The 14598-nt window shown below is 60.2% G+C and carries 11 protein-coding genes; all 11 read left to right on the forward strand.

Annotated features, from left to right (window positions below; translation table 11 throughout):
• The first annotated feature begins 3 nt into the window (after positions 1-3).
• Positions 4-1059 carry a UDP-3-O-(3-hydroxymyristoyl)glucosamine N-acyltransferase gene (gene lpxD, locus H045_RS03185; protein WP_015371410.1) on the forward strand — a complete coding sequence of 352 codons (1056 nt, stop codon included), beginning with the start codon at positions 4-6 and terminating at the stop codon, positions 1057-1059.
• 109 nt (positions 1060-1168) lie between these two features.
• Entirely contained in the window at positions 1169-1609 is a 441-nt protein-coding gene (gene fabZ / locus H045_RS03190) for a 3-hydroxyacyl-ACP dehydratase FabZ (protein WP_003231219.1), read from the forward strand.
• Positions 1606-2382 carry an acyl-ACP--UDP-N-acetylglucosamine O-acyltransferase gene (gene lpxA / locus H045_RS03195; RefSeq protein ID WP_003231217.1) on the forward strand — a complete coding sequence of 259 codons (777 nt, stop codon included), beginning with the start codon at positions 1606-1608 and terminating at the stop codon, positions 2380-2382. Before fabZ ends, lpxA begins: the two co-directional genes overlap by 4 nt.
• Before the next feature lie 2 nt (positions 2383-2384).
• Positions 2385-3524, forward strand: coding sequence for a lipid-A-disaccharide synthase (lpxB, locus tag H045_RS03200; protein ID WP_015371411.1), 1140 nt, complete (start codon positions 2385-2387; stop codon positions 3522-3524).
• The gene (gene rnhB, locus H045_RS03205; protein WP_003231212.1) at positions 3521-4153 is read left to right on the forward strand and encodes a ribonuclease HII; all 633 of its coding nucleotides are present in this window, start codon (positions 3521-3523) and stop codon (positions 4151-4153) included. Before lpxB ends, rnhB begins: the two co-directional genes overlap by 4 nt.
• A gap of 75 nt (positions 4154-4228) precedes the next feature.
• The gene (gene dnaE, locus H045_RS03210; RefSeq protein WP_003231210.1) at positions 4229-7750 is read left to right on the forward strand and encodes a DNA polymerase III subunit alpha; all 3522 of its coding nucleotides are present in this window, start codon (positions 4229-4231) and stop codon (positions 7748-7750) included.
• Positions 7751-7902: 152 nt separating this feature from the next.
• Positions 7903-8850 (forward strand): acetyl-CoA carboxylase carboxyltransferase subunit alpha, encoded by a 948-nt coding sequence (locus tag H045_RS03215; RefSeq protein ID WP_003172288.1) that lies wholly within the window; start codon positions 7903-7905, stop codon positions 8848-8850.
• A gap of 154 nt (positions 8851-9004) precedes the next feature.
• Positions 9005-10312 (forward strand): tRNA lysidine(34) synthetase TilS, encoded by a 1308-nt coding sequence (tilS, locus tag H045_RS03220; protein WP_015371412.1) that lies wholly within the window; start codon positions 9005-9007, stop codon positions 10310-10312.
• A 273-nt stretch (positions 10313-10585) separates the two neighbouring features.
• Positions 10586-12217 carry a CTP synthase gene (locus tag H045_RS03225; protein ID WP_015371413.1) on the forward strand — a complete coding sequence of 544 codons (1632 nt, stop codon included), beginning with the start codon at positions 10586-10588 and terminating at the stop codon, positions 12215-12217.
• A 5-nt stretch (positions 12218-12222) separates the two neighbouring features.
• Complete coding sequence (gene kdsA / locus H045_RS03230; RefSeq protein WP_003231204.1) at positions 12223-13068, forward strand: 3-deoxy-8-phosphooctulonate synthase; 846 nt, start codon at positions 12223-12225, stop codon at positions 13066-13068.
• Positions 13069-13225: 157 nt separating this feature from the next.
• A complete protein-coding gene (gene eno / locus H045_RS03235; RefSeq protein ID WP_015371414.1) occupies positions 13226-14515 on the forward strand; it encodes a phosphopyruvate hydratase in 1290 nt (429 codons plus the stop codon).
• Positions 14516-14598 lie beyond the last annotated feature (83 nt).

Below are 14598 nucleotides of genomic sequence, written 5' to 3' on the forward strand. Positions count from 1 at the left end.
GCCATGACCGCGACTATCAGGCTCGGCGAGTTGGCCGAGTTCCTGGGCGCCACCTTGTGTGGCTCCCCGGAGAAGGAAATCACTGGGCTAGCCACCTTGCAGGAGGCTGGCCCAGCTCAGTTGAGCTTCCTCGCAAATCCCCAATACCGTAAATACCTGGTCGGCTGTCAGGCCGCAGCCGTGTTGTTGAAGGCCGCGGACGCCGAGGGTTACGTTGGGGATGCGCTGGTGGTGGTCGACCCGTACCTGTCGTACGCCAAAGCCTCGCACTTGTTCGATCCAAAGCCCAGGGCTGCCGGTGGCATTCATCCGTCGGCGGTGATCGCCGAGGATGCCCAGGTTGATCCTGCGGCCAGTATCGGCGCCTTTGCGGTGATCGAGAGCGGTGCGCGTATTGGCGCTGGCGTCACCGTCGGCGCGCATTGCTTTATCGGTGCACGCTGTGAAATCGGTGCCGATGGCTGGCTGGCTCCCCGGGTGACCCTGTATCACGATGTGCGTATCGGCCAGCGTGTGGTGATCCAGTCGGGCGCGGTGATCGGTGGTGAAGGCTTCGGTTTTGCCAATGCCAAAGGTATCTGGCACAAGATTGCCCAGGTCGGCGGCGTATTGATCGGCGACGACGTTGAAATCGGCGTCAACACCGCTGTCGATCGCGGCGCCTTGGCCGATACCGTGATCGGTAATGGCGTGAAGCTCGACAACCAGATTCAGATTGCCCACAACGTGCAGATTGGCGATCACACCGCCATGGCCGCCTGCGTGGGCATTTCCGGCAGTACCAAAATCGGCAAGCATTGCATGCTCGCCGGTGGTGTTGGGCTGGTGGGGCATATCGATATCTGTGACAACGTGTTCATTACCGGCATGACCATGGTGACCCACTCGATTACCGAGCCGGGTGCCTATTCTTCCGGCACCGCCATGCAGCCCGCAGCTGAATGGCGCAAGAGTGCAGCACGCTTGAGACAGCTCGACGACATGGCCCGACGTCTCAAGCAGCTGGAAAAGCGCGTCGGGGACGTGACCCCTGACGGTAATGCTTCATCACAAGGCTGATACCATTTCCATATCAAGTGTGCACAGCCGCAAGACTGCCTCCTTGATTTGCTAGCGGGGCGTGCTTTTAGTCCGCCCGCCCCCAATTTATTACAGGCTTCCCCCCGAAATGATGGACATCAACGAGATTCGCGAATACCTGCCTCACCGTTACCCGTTCCTGCTGGTAGACCGCGTAGTGGACCTGAACATTGAGGAAAAGCGCATTCGTGCCTACAAGAATGTCAGCATCAACGAGCCATTCTTCAACGGTCACTTTCCTGCGCATCCCATCATGCCAGGCGTGTTGATCATCGAAGCGATGGCCCAGGCTGCCGGTATCCTTGGTTTCAAAATGCTCGACCTCAAGCCTGCCGACGGCACGCTTTACTATTTCGTGGGTTCCGACAAGCTGCGTTTTCGCAACCCGGTCACTCCCGGTGACCAGTTGATCCTGGAAGCCAGGTTCATCAGCTGCAAGCGCCAGATCTGGAAGTTCGAATGCCAGGCTTCGGTCGATGGCAAGCCGGTGTGCTCCGCCGAGATCATCTGTGCGGAACGCAAACTATGAGTTTGATTGACCCTCGCGCAATCATCGATCCGTCGGCCGTACTGGCCGCAGGCGTAGAGGTCGGCCCCTGGTCGATCGTCGGCGCAGGTGTGGAAATCGGCGAGGGTACTGTCATCGGGCCGCACGTGATCCTCAAGGGGCCGACCCGTATTGGCAAACACAATCGCATCTACCAGTTTTCATCGGTAGGCGAAGACACCCCGGACATGAAGTACAAGGGTGAGGAAACACGCCTGGTAATCGGTGATCACAACATCATTCGTGAAGGCGTGACCATTCACCGTGGCACCGTTCAAGATCGTGCCGAGACCACACTGGGTGATCACAACCTGGTGATGGCCTACGCGCACATCGGGCACGACAGCGTCATCGGCAACCATTGCATCCTGGTCAATAACACCGCGTTGGCTGGCCATGTGCACGTTGACGATTGGGCGATTCTGTCCGGCTTTACGCTGGTTCATCAGTACTGCCATATAGGCGCTCACAGCTTTTCCGGCATGGGCACCGCCATCGGCAAGGATGTTCCGGCATTTGTCACGGTCTTCGGCAACCCGGCCGAAGCCCGCAGCATGAATTTTGAAGGCATGCGTCGCCGTGGTTTCAGCGAAGACGCCATCCATGCCTTGCGCCGCGCCTACAAGACGGTCTACCGCCAGGGCCTGACGGTAGAGCAGGCGCTGACTGAACTGACCGAGCCGGCAACGCTGTTCCCGGAAGTCGCGGTGTTCCGTGACTCGATCCAGGCGTCGACTCGCGGCATCACCCGCTGATCATGGCCACTGTGCGTATTGCGCTGGTGGCCGGAGAAGCGTCCGGCGATATTCTGGGCGCAGGCCTGATGCGGGCCCTCAAAGCCCGCCACCCAGCAGTCGAATTCATCGGCGTTGGCGGTCCTCTCATGCAGGCCGAAGGACTCACGCCCTACTTCCCCATGGAACGCCTGTCGGTCATGGGCCTGGTGGAAGTACTGGGCCGGCTGCGTGAATTGCTTGCACGGCGCAAGCTGCTGATTCAGACCCTGATCGAAGAAAAGCCCGACGTTTTTATCGGCATCGACGCGCCGGACTTCACCCTTAATATCGAACTCAAGCTGCGTCAGGCCGGGATCAAGACCGTGCATTACGTCAGCCCCTCCGTGTGGGCGTGGCGCCAGAAGCGCGTGTTGAAAATCCGCGAAGGCTGCGACCTGATGCTGACGCTGCTGCCCTTCGAGGCCCGGTTCTACGAGGAGCAGGGCGTGCCGGTACGGTTTGTCGGCCATACGCTGGCCGACGCAATTCCCTTGCAGGCTGACCGCGCTGCGGCGCGTGCCGAGCTGGGATTGCCTGATGGCCCGTTGGTTGCGCTGATGCCGGGCAGCCGCGGTGGCGAAGTCGGGCGCCTGGGCGCACTGTTTTTTGATGCCGCCGAGCGCCTGCTTGCCCTCAGGCCGGGTATTCGCTTCGTGCTGCCCTGTGCCAGTCCGCAACGCCGTGCGCAGATCGAGACGCTGCTAGAAGGGCGCAACCTGCCGCTGACCTTGCTCGACGGCCAGTCACACCTGGCCCTGGCTGCCTGCGACGCGGTGCTCATCGCCTCGGGCACCGCGACCCTGGAGGCTCTGCTGTACAAACGCCCGATGGTCGTGGCCTATCGCCTCGCGCCGCTGACGTTCTGGATTCTCAAGCGCATGGTCAAGAGCCCTTATATTTCACTGCCTAACCTGCTGGCCCAGCGCCTGCTGGTGCCGGAGTTGTTGCAGGACGACGCAACGCCCGCCGCCCTTGCGCAAACCCTACTACCCTTGATCGATGGCGGCGAAGAGCAGACCCGTGGTTTTGACGACATCCACCGCACCCTGCGTCGGGATGCCTCGAACCAGGCGGCCGATGCGGTGCTGAATCTGATCGGTCATACACAGGAGGCCTTATGAGCAAGCAAATGGGTCTGGATTTCAGCCTGGTTGCGCACGCCCACGAGCTGGTGGCCGGTGTTGATGAAGTAGGGCGCGGCCCGCTGTGTGGCGCAGTCGTGACGGCTGCCGTGATTCTCGACCCGAGTCGGCCGATCCTGGGCCTGAATGACTCGAAAAAACTTACCGAAGCACGCCGTGAAAAACTCTACGACGAGATCTGTGAAAAGGCGTTGAGCTGGCATATCGCCCGGGCCGAAGTCGAAGAAATCGACACGCTGAACATCCTGCATGCCACCATGCTCGCCATGCAGCGTGCGGTAGAAGGCCTGCACATCACGCCAAAAATGGCGATGATCGATGGCAACCGCTGCCCCCGATTGACGATGCCGGCCGAAGCAGTGGTCAAGGGCGACAGCAAGGTGCCGGCGATTGCGGCGGCCTCGATCCTGGCCAAGGTCAGCCGGGATCGCGAGATGGCAGCGTTCGAGTTGATCTATCCCGGTTACGGCATGGGTGGCCATAAAGGCTACCCGACGCCCGTTCATCTGGAAGCGCTGGCGCGGCTGGGCCCCACGCCCATTCATAGACGCTCGTTCGCCCCGGTGCGCCAGGCCTATGAGCTGCGCGAGAGCCTGATCGAGGTTTAGTCCCAAGGCTGATGTTTTTGCCAAGGCCCGGTACAATCCCGGGCCTTGTTGTTTCCATGTTTGGACAGGATCACTATGCCGGCTTCATTCGTTCACCTGCGCCTGCACACTGAATACTCTCTGGTCGACGGCCTGGTACGCATCAAGCCGCTGGTCAAGACGCTGGTGGGCATGAACATGCCCGCGGTAGCGGTTACCGATCAGAACAACATGTGTTCCCTGGTCAAGTTCTACAAGAACGCCATGGGTGCCGGGATCAAGCCGATCTGTGGCGTCGACCTGTGGCTGTCCAACAAGGACCCGGATAACCCGCTGAGCCGCATCAGCCTGTTGGCGATGAACGGCGTGGGTTATCGCAACCTCACCGAACTGATTTCCCGTGGTTTTATCGACGGCCAGCGTAACGGCTCGATCATCATCGAGCGCGAGTGGGTGGCCCAGGCTAGCGAGGGCGTGATCATGCTCTCGGCGGCCAAAGAGGGTGAGATCGGTATCGCGTTGCTGGGTGGCAATCCGCAGGAAGCCGAAGTGCTGGCGCGCGAATGGATGCAGGTTTTTCCTGATCGCTTCTATATTGAAGTGCAGCGTACCAATCGCCCCAATGACGAAGAGCATCTGCACGCTGCCGTGGCCCTGGCCGACAAGCTGGGCGCGCCGCTGGTGGCGACCAACGATGTTCGTTTTATCAAAAAGGAAGATTTCGAAGCCCACGAAACCCGCGTGTGCATCGGCGAAGGCCGCGCCCTTGACGACCCGCGCCGCTCGAAAAACTACAGTGAGGAGCAATACCTCAAAAGCGCCGACGAGATGGCCGAGCTGTTCAGCGATCTCCCCGAGGCCCTGGAAAACTCCGTCGAAATCGCGAAACGCTGCAATATCGAAGTGAAGCTGGGCAAGCACTTCCTGCCCAACTTCCCGATTCCCGATGGCATGACCATCGATGAGTATTTCCGCAAGGTGTCCTTCGATGGCCTGGAAGAACGCCTCAGCGTGCTGCTGCCCAGGGACACCACCGAGGACTACGAGGCCAAGCGTCAGGTCTACGTGGACCGGCTGAATTTCGAGCTGGATATCATCATCCAGATGGGCTTCCCCGGTTACTTCCTGATCGTAATGGACTTTATCCAGTGGGCTAAAAGCAACGGCGTGCCGGTAGGGCCGGGCCGGGGTTCGGGTGCCGGGTCGCTGGTGGCCTATGTGCAGAAGATCACCGACCTCGACCCGCTGGAATATGACCTGCTGTTCGAACGTTTCCTGAACCCGGAACGGGTCTCCATGCCCGACTTCGACGTCGACTTCTGCATGGACGGTCGCGACCGCGTGATCGAATACGTGGCCGAGAAGTACGGCCGCAACGCGGTCAGCCAGATCATCACCTTTGGTTCCATGGCGGCCAAAGCGGTGATCCGCGATGTGGCGCGAGTGCAGGGTAAGTCCTACGGCTTGGCCGATCGTCTGTCGAAGATGATCCCGTTCGAAGTCGGCATGACCCTGGAAAAAGCCTACGAGCAGGAAGAAATCCTGCGCGACTTCATCAAGGTCGATGAAGAAGCCGCCGAAATCTGGGACATGGCACGCAAGCTCGAAGGCGTGGTGCGTAACGTCGGTAAGCACGCCGGTGGTGTGGTGATCGCGCCTACAAAACTCACTGACTTTTCGCCTATTTATTGCGACGAAGAAGGCGATGGCCTGGTAACCCAGTTCGACAAGGATGACGTGGAAGCGGCCGGCCTGGTGAAGTTCGACTTCCTCGGCCTGCGCACCCTGACGATCATCGACTGGGCGCTCAAGACCATCAACCGCGAGCGCGCCAAGGTCGACGAAGCGCCGCTGGATATCGCGTTTATTCCGCTGGACGACAAGCCGACTTACCAGTTGCTGCAAAAGGCCGAAACCACCGCCGTGTTCCAGCTCGAGTCGCGCGGCATGAAAGAGCTGATCAAAAAGCTCAAGCCCGACTGCCTGGAAGACCTGATCGCACTGGTGGCCCTGTTCCGTCCGGGCCCGTTGCAATCGGGCATGGTTGACGACTTTATCAACCGCAAGCACGGCCGCGCCGAACTGGCCTACCCGCACTCCGACTACCAGTACGAAGGTCTCAAGCCGGTATTGGCACCGACCTACGGCATCATCCTGTATCAGGAACAGGTGATGCAGATTGCCCAGGTCATGGCCGGCTACACCCTTGGCGGCGCGGACATGCTGCGTCGCGCCATGGGTAAAAAGAAACCCGAGGAAATGGCCAAGCAGCGCGGCGGTTTCATTGAAGGTTGCGCGACCAACAATATCGATGCCGACCTGGCCGGTAACATCTTTGACCTGGTGGAAAAATTCGCCGGTTACGGTTTCAACAAGTCCCACTCCGCCGCCTACGGGCTGGTGTCGTACCAGACTGCCTGGCTCAAGGCCCACTACCCGGCGCCGTTCATGGCTGCGGTACTCTCGGCGGACATGCACAACACCGACAAGGTCGTGACCTTGATCGAGGAAGTGCGCACCATGAAGCTGCGCCTCGACGCGCCGGACGTGAACGCCTCGGAATTCAAGTTCACGGTGAACGACGAAGGCCGCATCATCTATGGCCTGGGCGCGATCAAGGGCGTGGGTGAAGGCCCGGTCGAGGCGATCACCGAAGCGCGCCAGGACGGGCCGTTCAAGGACCTGTTCGATTTCTGCGCGCGTGTCGACCTCAAACGCATCAACAAGCGCACCCTGGACGGCCTGATCCGCAGCGGCGCCCTCGACCGCCTGGGCCCGCACTTCCATGATGAGCCCAAGGCCTATCAGGCCAATATCGACCGCAACCGTGCCGTGTTGCTCACCGCCATGGAAGAAGCGATCAAGGCCGCCGAGCAGACCGCGCGCACCCATGACAGCGGCCACGCCGACCTGTTTGGCGGTCTGTTCGTCGAAGAAGACGCGGATGTCTACGCCAACCACCGCAAGGCCAAGGACCTGACCCTCAAGGAACGCCTCAAGGGTGAAAAAGACACCCTGGGCCTGTACCTCACCGGTCACCCTATCGACGAGTACGAAGGCGAGATTCGTCGTTTCGCCCGTCAGCGCATCATCGACCTGAAGCCGGCGCGCGATACCCAGACCGTGGCCGGCATGATCATCGCCCTGCGAGTGATGAAAAACAAAAAGGGCGACAAGATGGGCTTCATCACCCTCGACGACCGCTCGGGCCGGATCGAAGCATCGCTGTTTGCCGACGCGTTTCACTCCGCCCAGTCGCTTTTGCAGACCGACGCCATGGTGGTGGTGGAAGGGGAGGTCAGCAACGACGACTTTTCCGGCGGCCTGCGCCTGCGCATCAAGCGGGTGATGAGCATGGAGGACGCGCGCACCAACCTGGCCGAAAGCCTGCGTTTGAAGGTGAAAACCGAAGCCCTCAAGGGCGATCAGCTACGCTGGCTGGGTGACCTGCTCAAACGCCACCGTGGCGCCTGCCCGGTGACCATGGAGTACACCGGCAATGACGCCAAGGCCATGCTGCAGTTCGGCGAGACCTGGCGAATTGATCCGGCTGACGGCTTGATTCAAGCATTGCGTGACCAGTTCGGCCGTGACAACGTCTTCCTCCAATACCGTTGACGGCCAGGCAGTTTTCTTTTTCATCAAAAGAATCTCCTGAACTCGACGAAACATTTAATCTCGACCTGGACGCGCCTCTCCCTTAAGGTAGGGCGCGAACAGACAACCGGCTGGCCAGGCACGCCCTGGCCGTCGACCCAAGACGGACGCTTATGAACCCGAATTTTCTTGATTTCGAACAGCCGATCGCTGACCTGCAAGCCAAGATCGAAGAACTGCGCCTGGTCGGCAATGACAATTCGCTGAACATCGGCGATGAAATCGCTCGCCTGCAAGACAAGAGCAGCACGCTCACCGAAGATATCTTCGGCAAGCTGACCAGCTGGCAGATCGCGCGCCTGGCCCGCCACCCGCGCCGTCCGTACACCCTGGATTACATCCAGCACATCTTCACCGAGTTCGACGAACTGCATGGCGACCGTCACTTCTCCGATGACGCCGCTATCGTGGGCGGCATTGCGCGCCTGGACGACCAGCCGGTGATGGTGATCGGTCACCAGAAAGGGCGTGAAGTGCGCGAGAAAGTGCGCCGCAACTTCGGCATGCCGCGTCCCGAAGGCTACCGCAAGGCCTGCCGCCTGATGGAAATGGCCGAGCGTTTCAAGATGCCGATCCTGACCTTCATCGACACGCCGGGCGCTTACCCTGGCATCGACGCCGAAGAGCGCAACCAGAGCGAAGCGATTGCCTGGAACCTGCGCGTCATGTCCCGTTTGAAAACCCCGATTATCGCCACCGTGATTGGTGAAGGCGGTTCTGGCGGCGCATTGGCCATTGGCGTGTGCGACCAGTTGAACATGCTGCAGTATTCGACCTATGCGGTGATCTCGCCGGAAGGTTGCGCCTCGATTCTGTGGAAAACCGCCGAAAAGGCACCGGACGCCGCTGAAGCCATGGGCATCACTGCCGATCGCCTCAAGGGCTTGGGTATCGTCGACAAAGTGATCGCCGAGCCATTGGGCGGCGCGCACCGCGACCCGGCTGCAGCCGCTGCGACCATTCGCGCTGAATTGGGTTCGCAACTGGCGATGCTCAAGAAGCTGGATAATGAAGCGCTGCTGGCTCGTCGCTATGAGCGGCTGATGAGCTACGGTCTCTAAGTCGCAGCAATACCAAATGTGGGAGGGGGCTCGCTCCCGATAGCAGTGGTTCAGTCACCCTATGCGGTGACTGACACTCAGCCATCGGGAGCAAGTCCTCTCCCACATTTGCTTTGTGTATGCTGGGATCTCGCATTCCAGAGGGGAGCCCACCTTGATCGCCAAACTCCTGCAAACCCTCGCCCCCTGGCGCAACGCCCCGGCCTGGCACATCGCTTTCTCCGGCGGGCTTGATTCTAGCGTTCTGCTGCACCTGCTGGCCTCCCTCGCAAAACACCAAACCTTGCCCTCCCTGCACGCAATTCATGTTCACCATGGTCTGCAAGTTGTTGCTGATGCCTGGCCGAGTCATTGTCAGTCGGTCTGCGACAGCCTGGGCGTGCCCTTGCGAGTGATCCGCGTGCAGGTTCAACCCGGCGCAAGCCTTGAGCGCGCGGCGCGGGATGCACGCTATCAGGCGTTCGGCGGGGTACTCGGGGCCGGGGAGGTGTTGGTGACCGGCCAGCACCGTGACGATCAGGCCGAAACCCTGTTGTTCCGGTTGCTGCGCGGCGCCGGTGTGCGAGGGCTTGCTGCCATGCCCGCTTATCGTCCATTGGCACGAGGCTGTCTGGTGCGGCCGCTGCTGGATGTCTCACGCGCCGAGCTGGAAGCCTACGCAGCCGAGCATCAATTGAGGTGGATCGAAGACCCTTCCAATGCCGATCCACGCTTTTCGCGCAATTACCTGCGCCACCAAGTCTTCCCGGCGCTGACGCAGCGTTGGCCACAAGCGGTTTCAAGCCTGGCCCGCAGCGGCGAGCAATTGGGCGAAGCCCAGGGCTTGCTGGATGAATTGGCGCAGATCGACCTGCAAGCCGCCGGTGGCACTTCACCCTTTACCTGGCTGCCACTGCCATCGCTGGTGCTTGGCCCCTTGCAGGCGCTTTCCGATGCGCGCCAGCGCAACGCCCTGCGTCACTGGCTCGCTCCGCTCACTCGCTTGCCCGACAGCGACCATTGGGCGGGGTGGAATTCCCTGCGCGACGCCAAAGGCGACGCACAGCCGCTTTGGCGGCTGGCCGACGGTGAGTTGCACCGCTGTGGCGAGCGCATATGGTGGCTGCCTTCCACTTATTCGGAATTTTCCGACGCGCCGTTTAGCTGGCCACTCCCGCAGAACCCACTAGAGTTACCCGGTAATGGCCGTGTGTGGTGTGAGGGCACCCCGCCAGAGGGACCGCTGGAAATCCGCTATCGCCAGGGCGGTGAAGTCATGGAAGTGCCAGGTCGAGGCAGGCGTGACCTCAAGCGCTTGCTCAATGAAAGTGGGTTGCCGGGGTTCATGCGTGGCAGATTGCCGCTGCTGTATCAAGGAGGGCGATTGCTGGCTGTCCCCGCCCTGACCGGGCTATGGGCAAGTTCGCCGGATAACTGGCAACTGCATTGGGTGCCACAGAGCTGCGATCAAGGTTTGAGCTGATAGAGCCTTTCCGGTAGACTACGCTCCCTTCTTGATACAACTTCTGTGGATTCGCCTGAATCGCAGCGGTTGCCGATTACCAAGCAGTCTTTGCTGGGCGATTCCAAAAAATGTGTAGCGATCAACGTACCGGTGTTCCATTGCTGGTCTGTCACCACGCGGCGGTTTTTTTGAAAGGTGCACTGTGATTAATGCAGGTGATCGGGGGCTTCGGCCTCTCTTCGCTTTCCCCGGCGGCTCGGACCGCTTTAACGCAGACTTCTAGGGTTTTTCATGACGCGCTACATATTCGTCACGGGCGGTGTTGTTTCTTCATTGGGGAAAGGCATTGCCTCCGCTTCATTGGCGGCCATCCTGGAGGCGCGGGGGCTTAAAGTCACCATGCTCAAGCTGGACCCGTACATCAACGTCGACCCGGGCACCATGAGCCCGTTCCAGCACGGTGAAGTGTTCGTCACTCACGACGGCGCCGAAACCGATCTGGACCTGGGCCACTACGAGCGGTTCATCCGCACGACCATGACCCAGAACAACAACTTCACCACCGGCCGCGTCTACGAGCACGTGCTGCGCAAGGAGCGCCGTGGTGACTATCTGGGTGCAACCATCCAGGTCATCCCGCACATCACCGACGAAATCAAGCGCCGCATCATCAAGGGCGCAGGCGATGCCGACGTGGCGATGGTCGAGATCGGCGGCACCGTGGGTGACATCGAATCCCAACCGTTCCTCGAAGCCATCCGCCAGTTGCGTTTCGAAGTCGGCGCCAAGCGCGCGATGCTGATGCACCTCACATTGGTGCCGTACATCGCCACTGCCGGCGAAACCAAAACCAAGCCTACCCAGCACTCGGTCAAGGAACTGCGTTCCATCGGCCTGCAGCCGGACGTGCTGGTCTGCCGCTCCGATCACCCGATCGACATTTCCTCGCGTCGCAAGATCGCGCAATTCACCAACGTTGAAGAACGTGCGGTCATTGCCCTGGAAGACGCCGACACCATCTACAAGATCCCGGGCATCCTGCACTCGCAGGGCCTGGACGATTTTGTGGTCGAGCGTTTCGGCCTGCAGTGCAATGGCGCGGACCTCTCCGAGTGGGGCGCGGTGGTCGACGCCAAGCTCAACCCTGAGCACGAAGTCACCATCGCCATGGTCGGCAAGTACATGGAGCTGCTGGACGCGTACAAGTCGCTGATCGAAGCGATGAGCCACGCCGGTATCAGCAACCGTACCAAGGTCAACCTGCGCTACATCGACTCCGAAGACATCGAGAACCAGGGCACTGCGCTGCTCGAAGGGGTCGACGCGATCCTCGTCCCTGGGGGCTTCGGTCTGCGTGGCGTGGAAGGCAAGATCACCGCCGTGCAATACGCGCGCGAAAACAAGGTGCCATACCTGGGCATCTGCCTGGGCATGCAGGTGGCCGTTATCGAGTTCGCCCGTAACGTGCTGGGCTGGAAAGACGCCAACTCCACCGAGTTCGATCACACCAGCGGCCATCCGGTCGTGGGCCTGATCACCGAGTGGGAAGATGCCACCGGCGCTGTCGAAACCCGTACCGAAACTTCCGACCTGGGCGGCACCATGCGCCTCGGTGCGCAGGACTGCCTGTTGGAAGCCGGTTCGCTGGTTCACGATTGCTACGGCAAGGATGTGATCGTCGAGCGTCACCGTCACCGCTACGAAGTGAACAACAACCTGCTGCCGCAAATCAAAGAGGCCGGCCTGAAAATCTCCGGTCGCTCCGGTGACGGCAAGCTGGTTGAAGTGGTCGAGGCGCCGGATCATCCGTGGTTCGTGGCGTGCCAGTTCCACCCCGAGTTCACCTCGACACCCCGCGATGGTCACCCATTGTTCAGCGGTTTCGTCAAAGCCGCACTGACGCAACATCAGAAGAAGGCGTAACCCTGATGGCCCAGAAGATCATCCGCGTAGGCGATATCGAAATTGCCAACGACAAGCCCATGGTGCTGTTCGGCGGCATGAACGTGCTCGAAAGCCGTGACATGGCGATGCAGGTCTGTGAAGAGTACGTAAAGGTCACCCAGAAACTCGGCATCCCTTACGTGTTCAAGGCCAGCTTCGACAAGGCCAACCGTTCGTCGGTGACCTCCTATCGCGGCCCGGGCCTTGAAGAAGGTATGCGGATCTTCCAGGACATCAAGCAAGCCTTCGGCGTGCCGATCATCACCGACGTTCACGAGCCTGAACAAGCTGCCGTGGTCGCCGAGGTGTGCGACATCATCCAGTTGCCGGCTTTCCTGTCGCGCCAGACCGACCTGGTGGTCGCCATGGCCAAGACCGGCGCCGTGATCAATATCAAGAAAGCCCAATTCCTCGCTCCCCAGGAAATGAAACACATCCTGAACAAGTGCGTCGAAGCGGGTAACGACCAGTTGATCCTCTGCGAGCGCGGTTCGAGCTTCGGCTACAACAACCTCGTGGTGGACATGCTCGGTTTCGGCATCATGAAACAGTTCGAATACCCAGTGTTTTTCGACGTGACCCACGCGCTGCAAATGCCCGGTGGTCGCGCCGATTCCGCTGGCGGACGACGTGCCCAGGTGCTGGACCTGGCCAAGGCAGGCATCAGCCAGTCCCTGGCCGGCCTGTTCCTGGAAGCTCATCCGGATCCTGACAACGCCAAGTGCGATGGCCCCTGTGCCCTGCGCCTGGACAAGCTGGAGCCGTTCCTGGCTCAGCTCAAGCAACTGGACGAACTGGTCAAGGGATTTGCGACGGTAGAAACCGCGTAAGCGGCATTTCTCCGGTAGACTTTCCCACGCTTTATGCTCAGGCATGCGTGCCTGAGCCTTGTCGTCTGCAAGCCTGCCCTGTTGTTCCACCCTTGCGGTCGGTCAAAAGATTTCCTTCAGCTGCGTCGTTTTCGTCAACTTTGGAGTGTTCACAACAATGGCAAAAATCGTCGACATCAAAGGTCGTGAAGTTCTCGACTCCCGTGGCAACCCCACCGTCGAAGCCGACGTGCTTCTCGATAACGGCATCATCGGCAGCGCCTGCGCGCCGTCCGGTGCTTCTACCGGTTCGCGCGAAGCGCTGGAACTGCGCGATGGCGACAAGAGCCGTTACCTTGGCAAGGGTGTACTCAAGGCGGTAGCCAACATCAATGGCCCGATCCGTGATCTGCTGCTGAGCAAGGATCCGCTGGACCAGAAAGCCTTGGACCACGCGATGATCCAGCTCGACGGCACCGAAAACAAAGGCAGCCTGGGTGCCAACGCCATCCTCGCTGTATCCCTGGCCGCCGCCAAGGCCGCTGCCCAGGACCAGGACCTGCCGTTGTACGCCCACATCGCCAACCTGAACGGCACCCCGGGTGTGTACTCCATGCCGGTGCCGATGATGAACATCATCAACGGCGGCGAGCACGCGGACAACAACGTCGACATCCAGGAATTCATGGTGCAGCCGGTTGGCGCCAAGACCTTCTCCGAAGGCCTGCGCATGGGCACCGAAATTTTCCACCACCTCAAGGCTGTACTGAAGGCCCGTGGCCTGAGCACCGCAGTGGGTGACGAAGGTGGTTTCGCGCCGAACCTGGCGTCCAACGAAGATGCACTGAAAGTGATCTCCGAAGCCGTGGCCAACGCCGGTTACACCCTGGGCACCGACGTGACCCTGGCTCTGGACTGCGCCGCCAGCGAATTCTATGAAGACGGCAAGTACAACCTGTCGGGCGAAGGCCAGGTCTTCAACTCCGAAGGTTTTGCTGACTACCTCAAGGGCCTGACCCAGCGCTACCCGATCATCTCCATCGAAGACGGCCTGGACGAGTCCGACTGGGACGGCTGGAAGATCCTCACCGACAAGATCGGCGAGAAAGTCCAGTTGGTGGGCGACGATTTGTTCGTGACCAACACCAAGATCCTGAAAGAGGGCATCGACAAGAAGATTGCCAACTCGATCCTGATCAAGTTCAACCAGATCGGCACCCTGACCGAAACCCTGGAAGCCATCCAGATGGCCAAGGCTGCGGGCTACACCGCCGTGATCTCTCACCGCTCCGGCGAAACCGAAGATTCGACCATTGCCGATCTGGCCGTGGGCACCTCGGCTGGCCAGATCAAGACCGGCTCCCTGTGCCGTTCCGACCGTGTTTCCAAGTACAACCAATTGCTGCGTATCGAAGAGCAACTGGCAGGTAAAGCCAAGTACAACGGTCGCGGCGAGTTTCGCGGCTGACCGTTAACGGGTTAAAAATAGTAAAAAGTCGACGGATTGCGTCGGAAAACTCACGACAAAGTGAATTTCGACGTTAATCTGTT

This window comes from Pseudomonas poae RE*1-1-14 (assembly GCF_000336465.1).
Lineage (GTDB): Bacteria > Pseudomonadota > Gammaproteobacteria > Pseudomonadales > Pseudomonadaceae > Aquipseudomonas > Aquipseudomonas poae.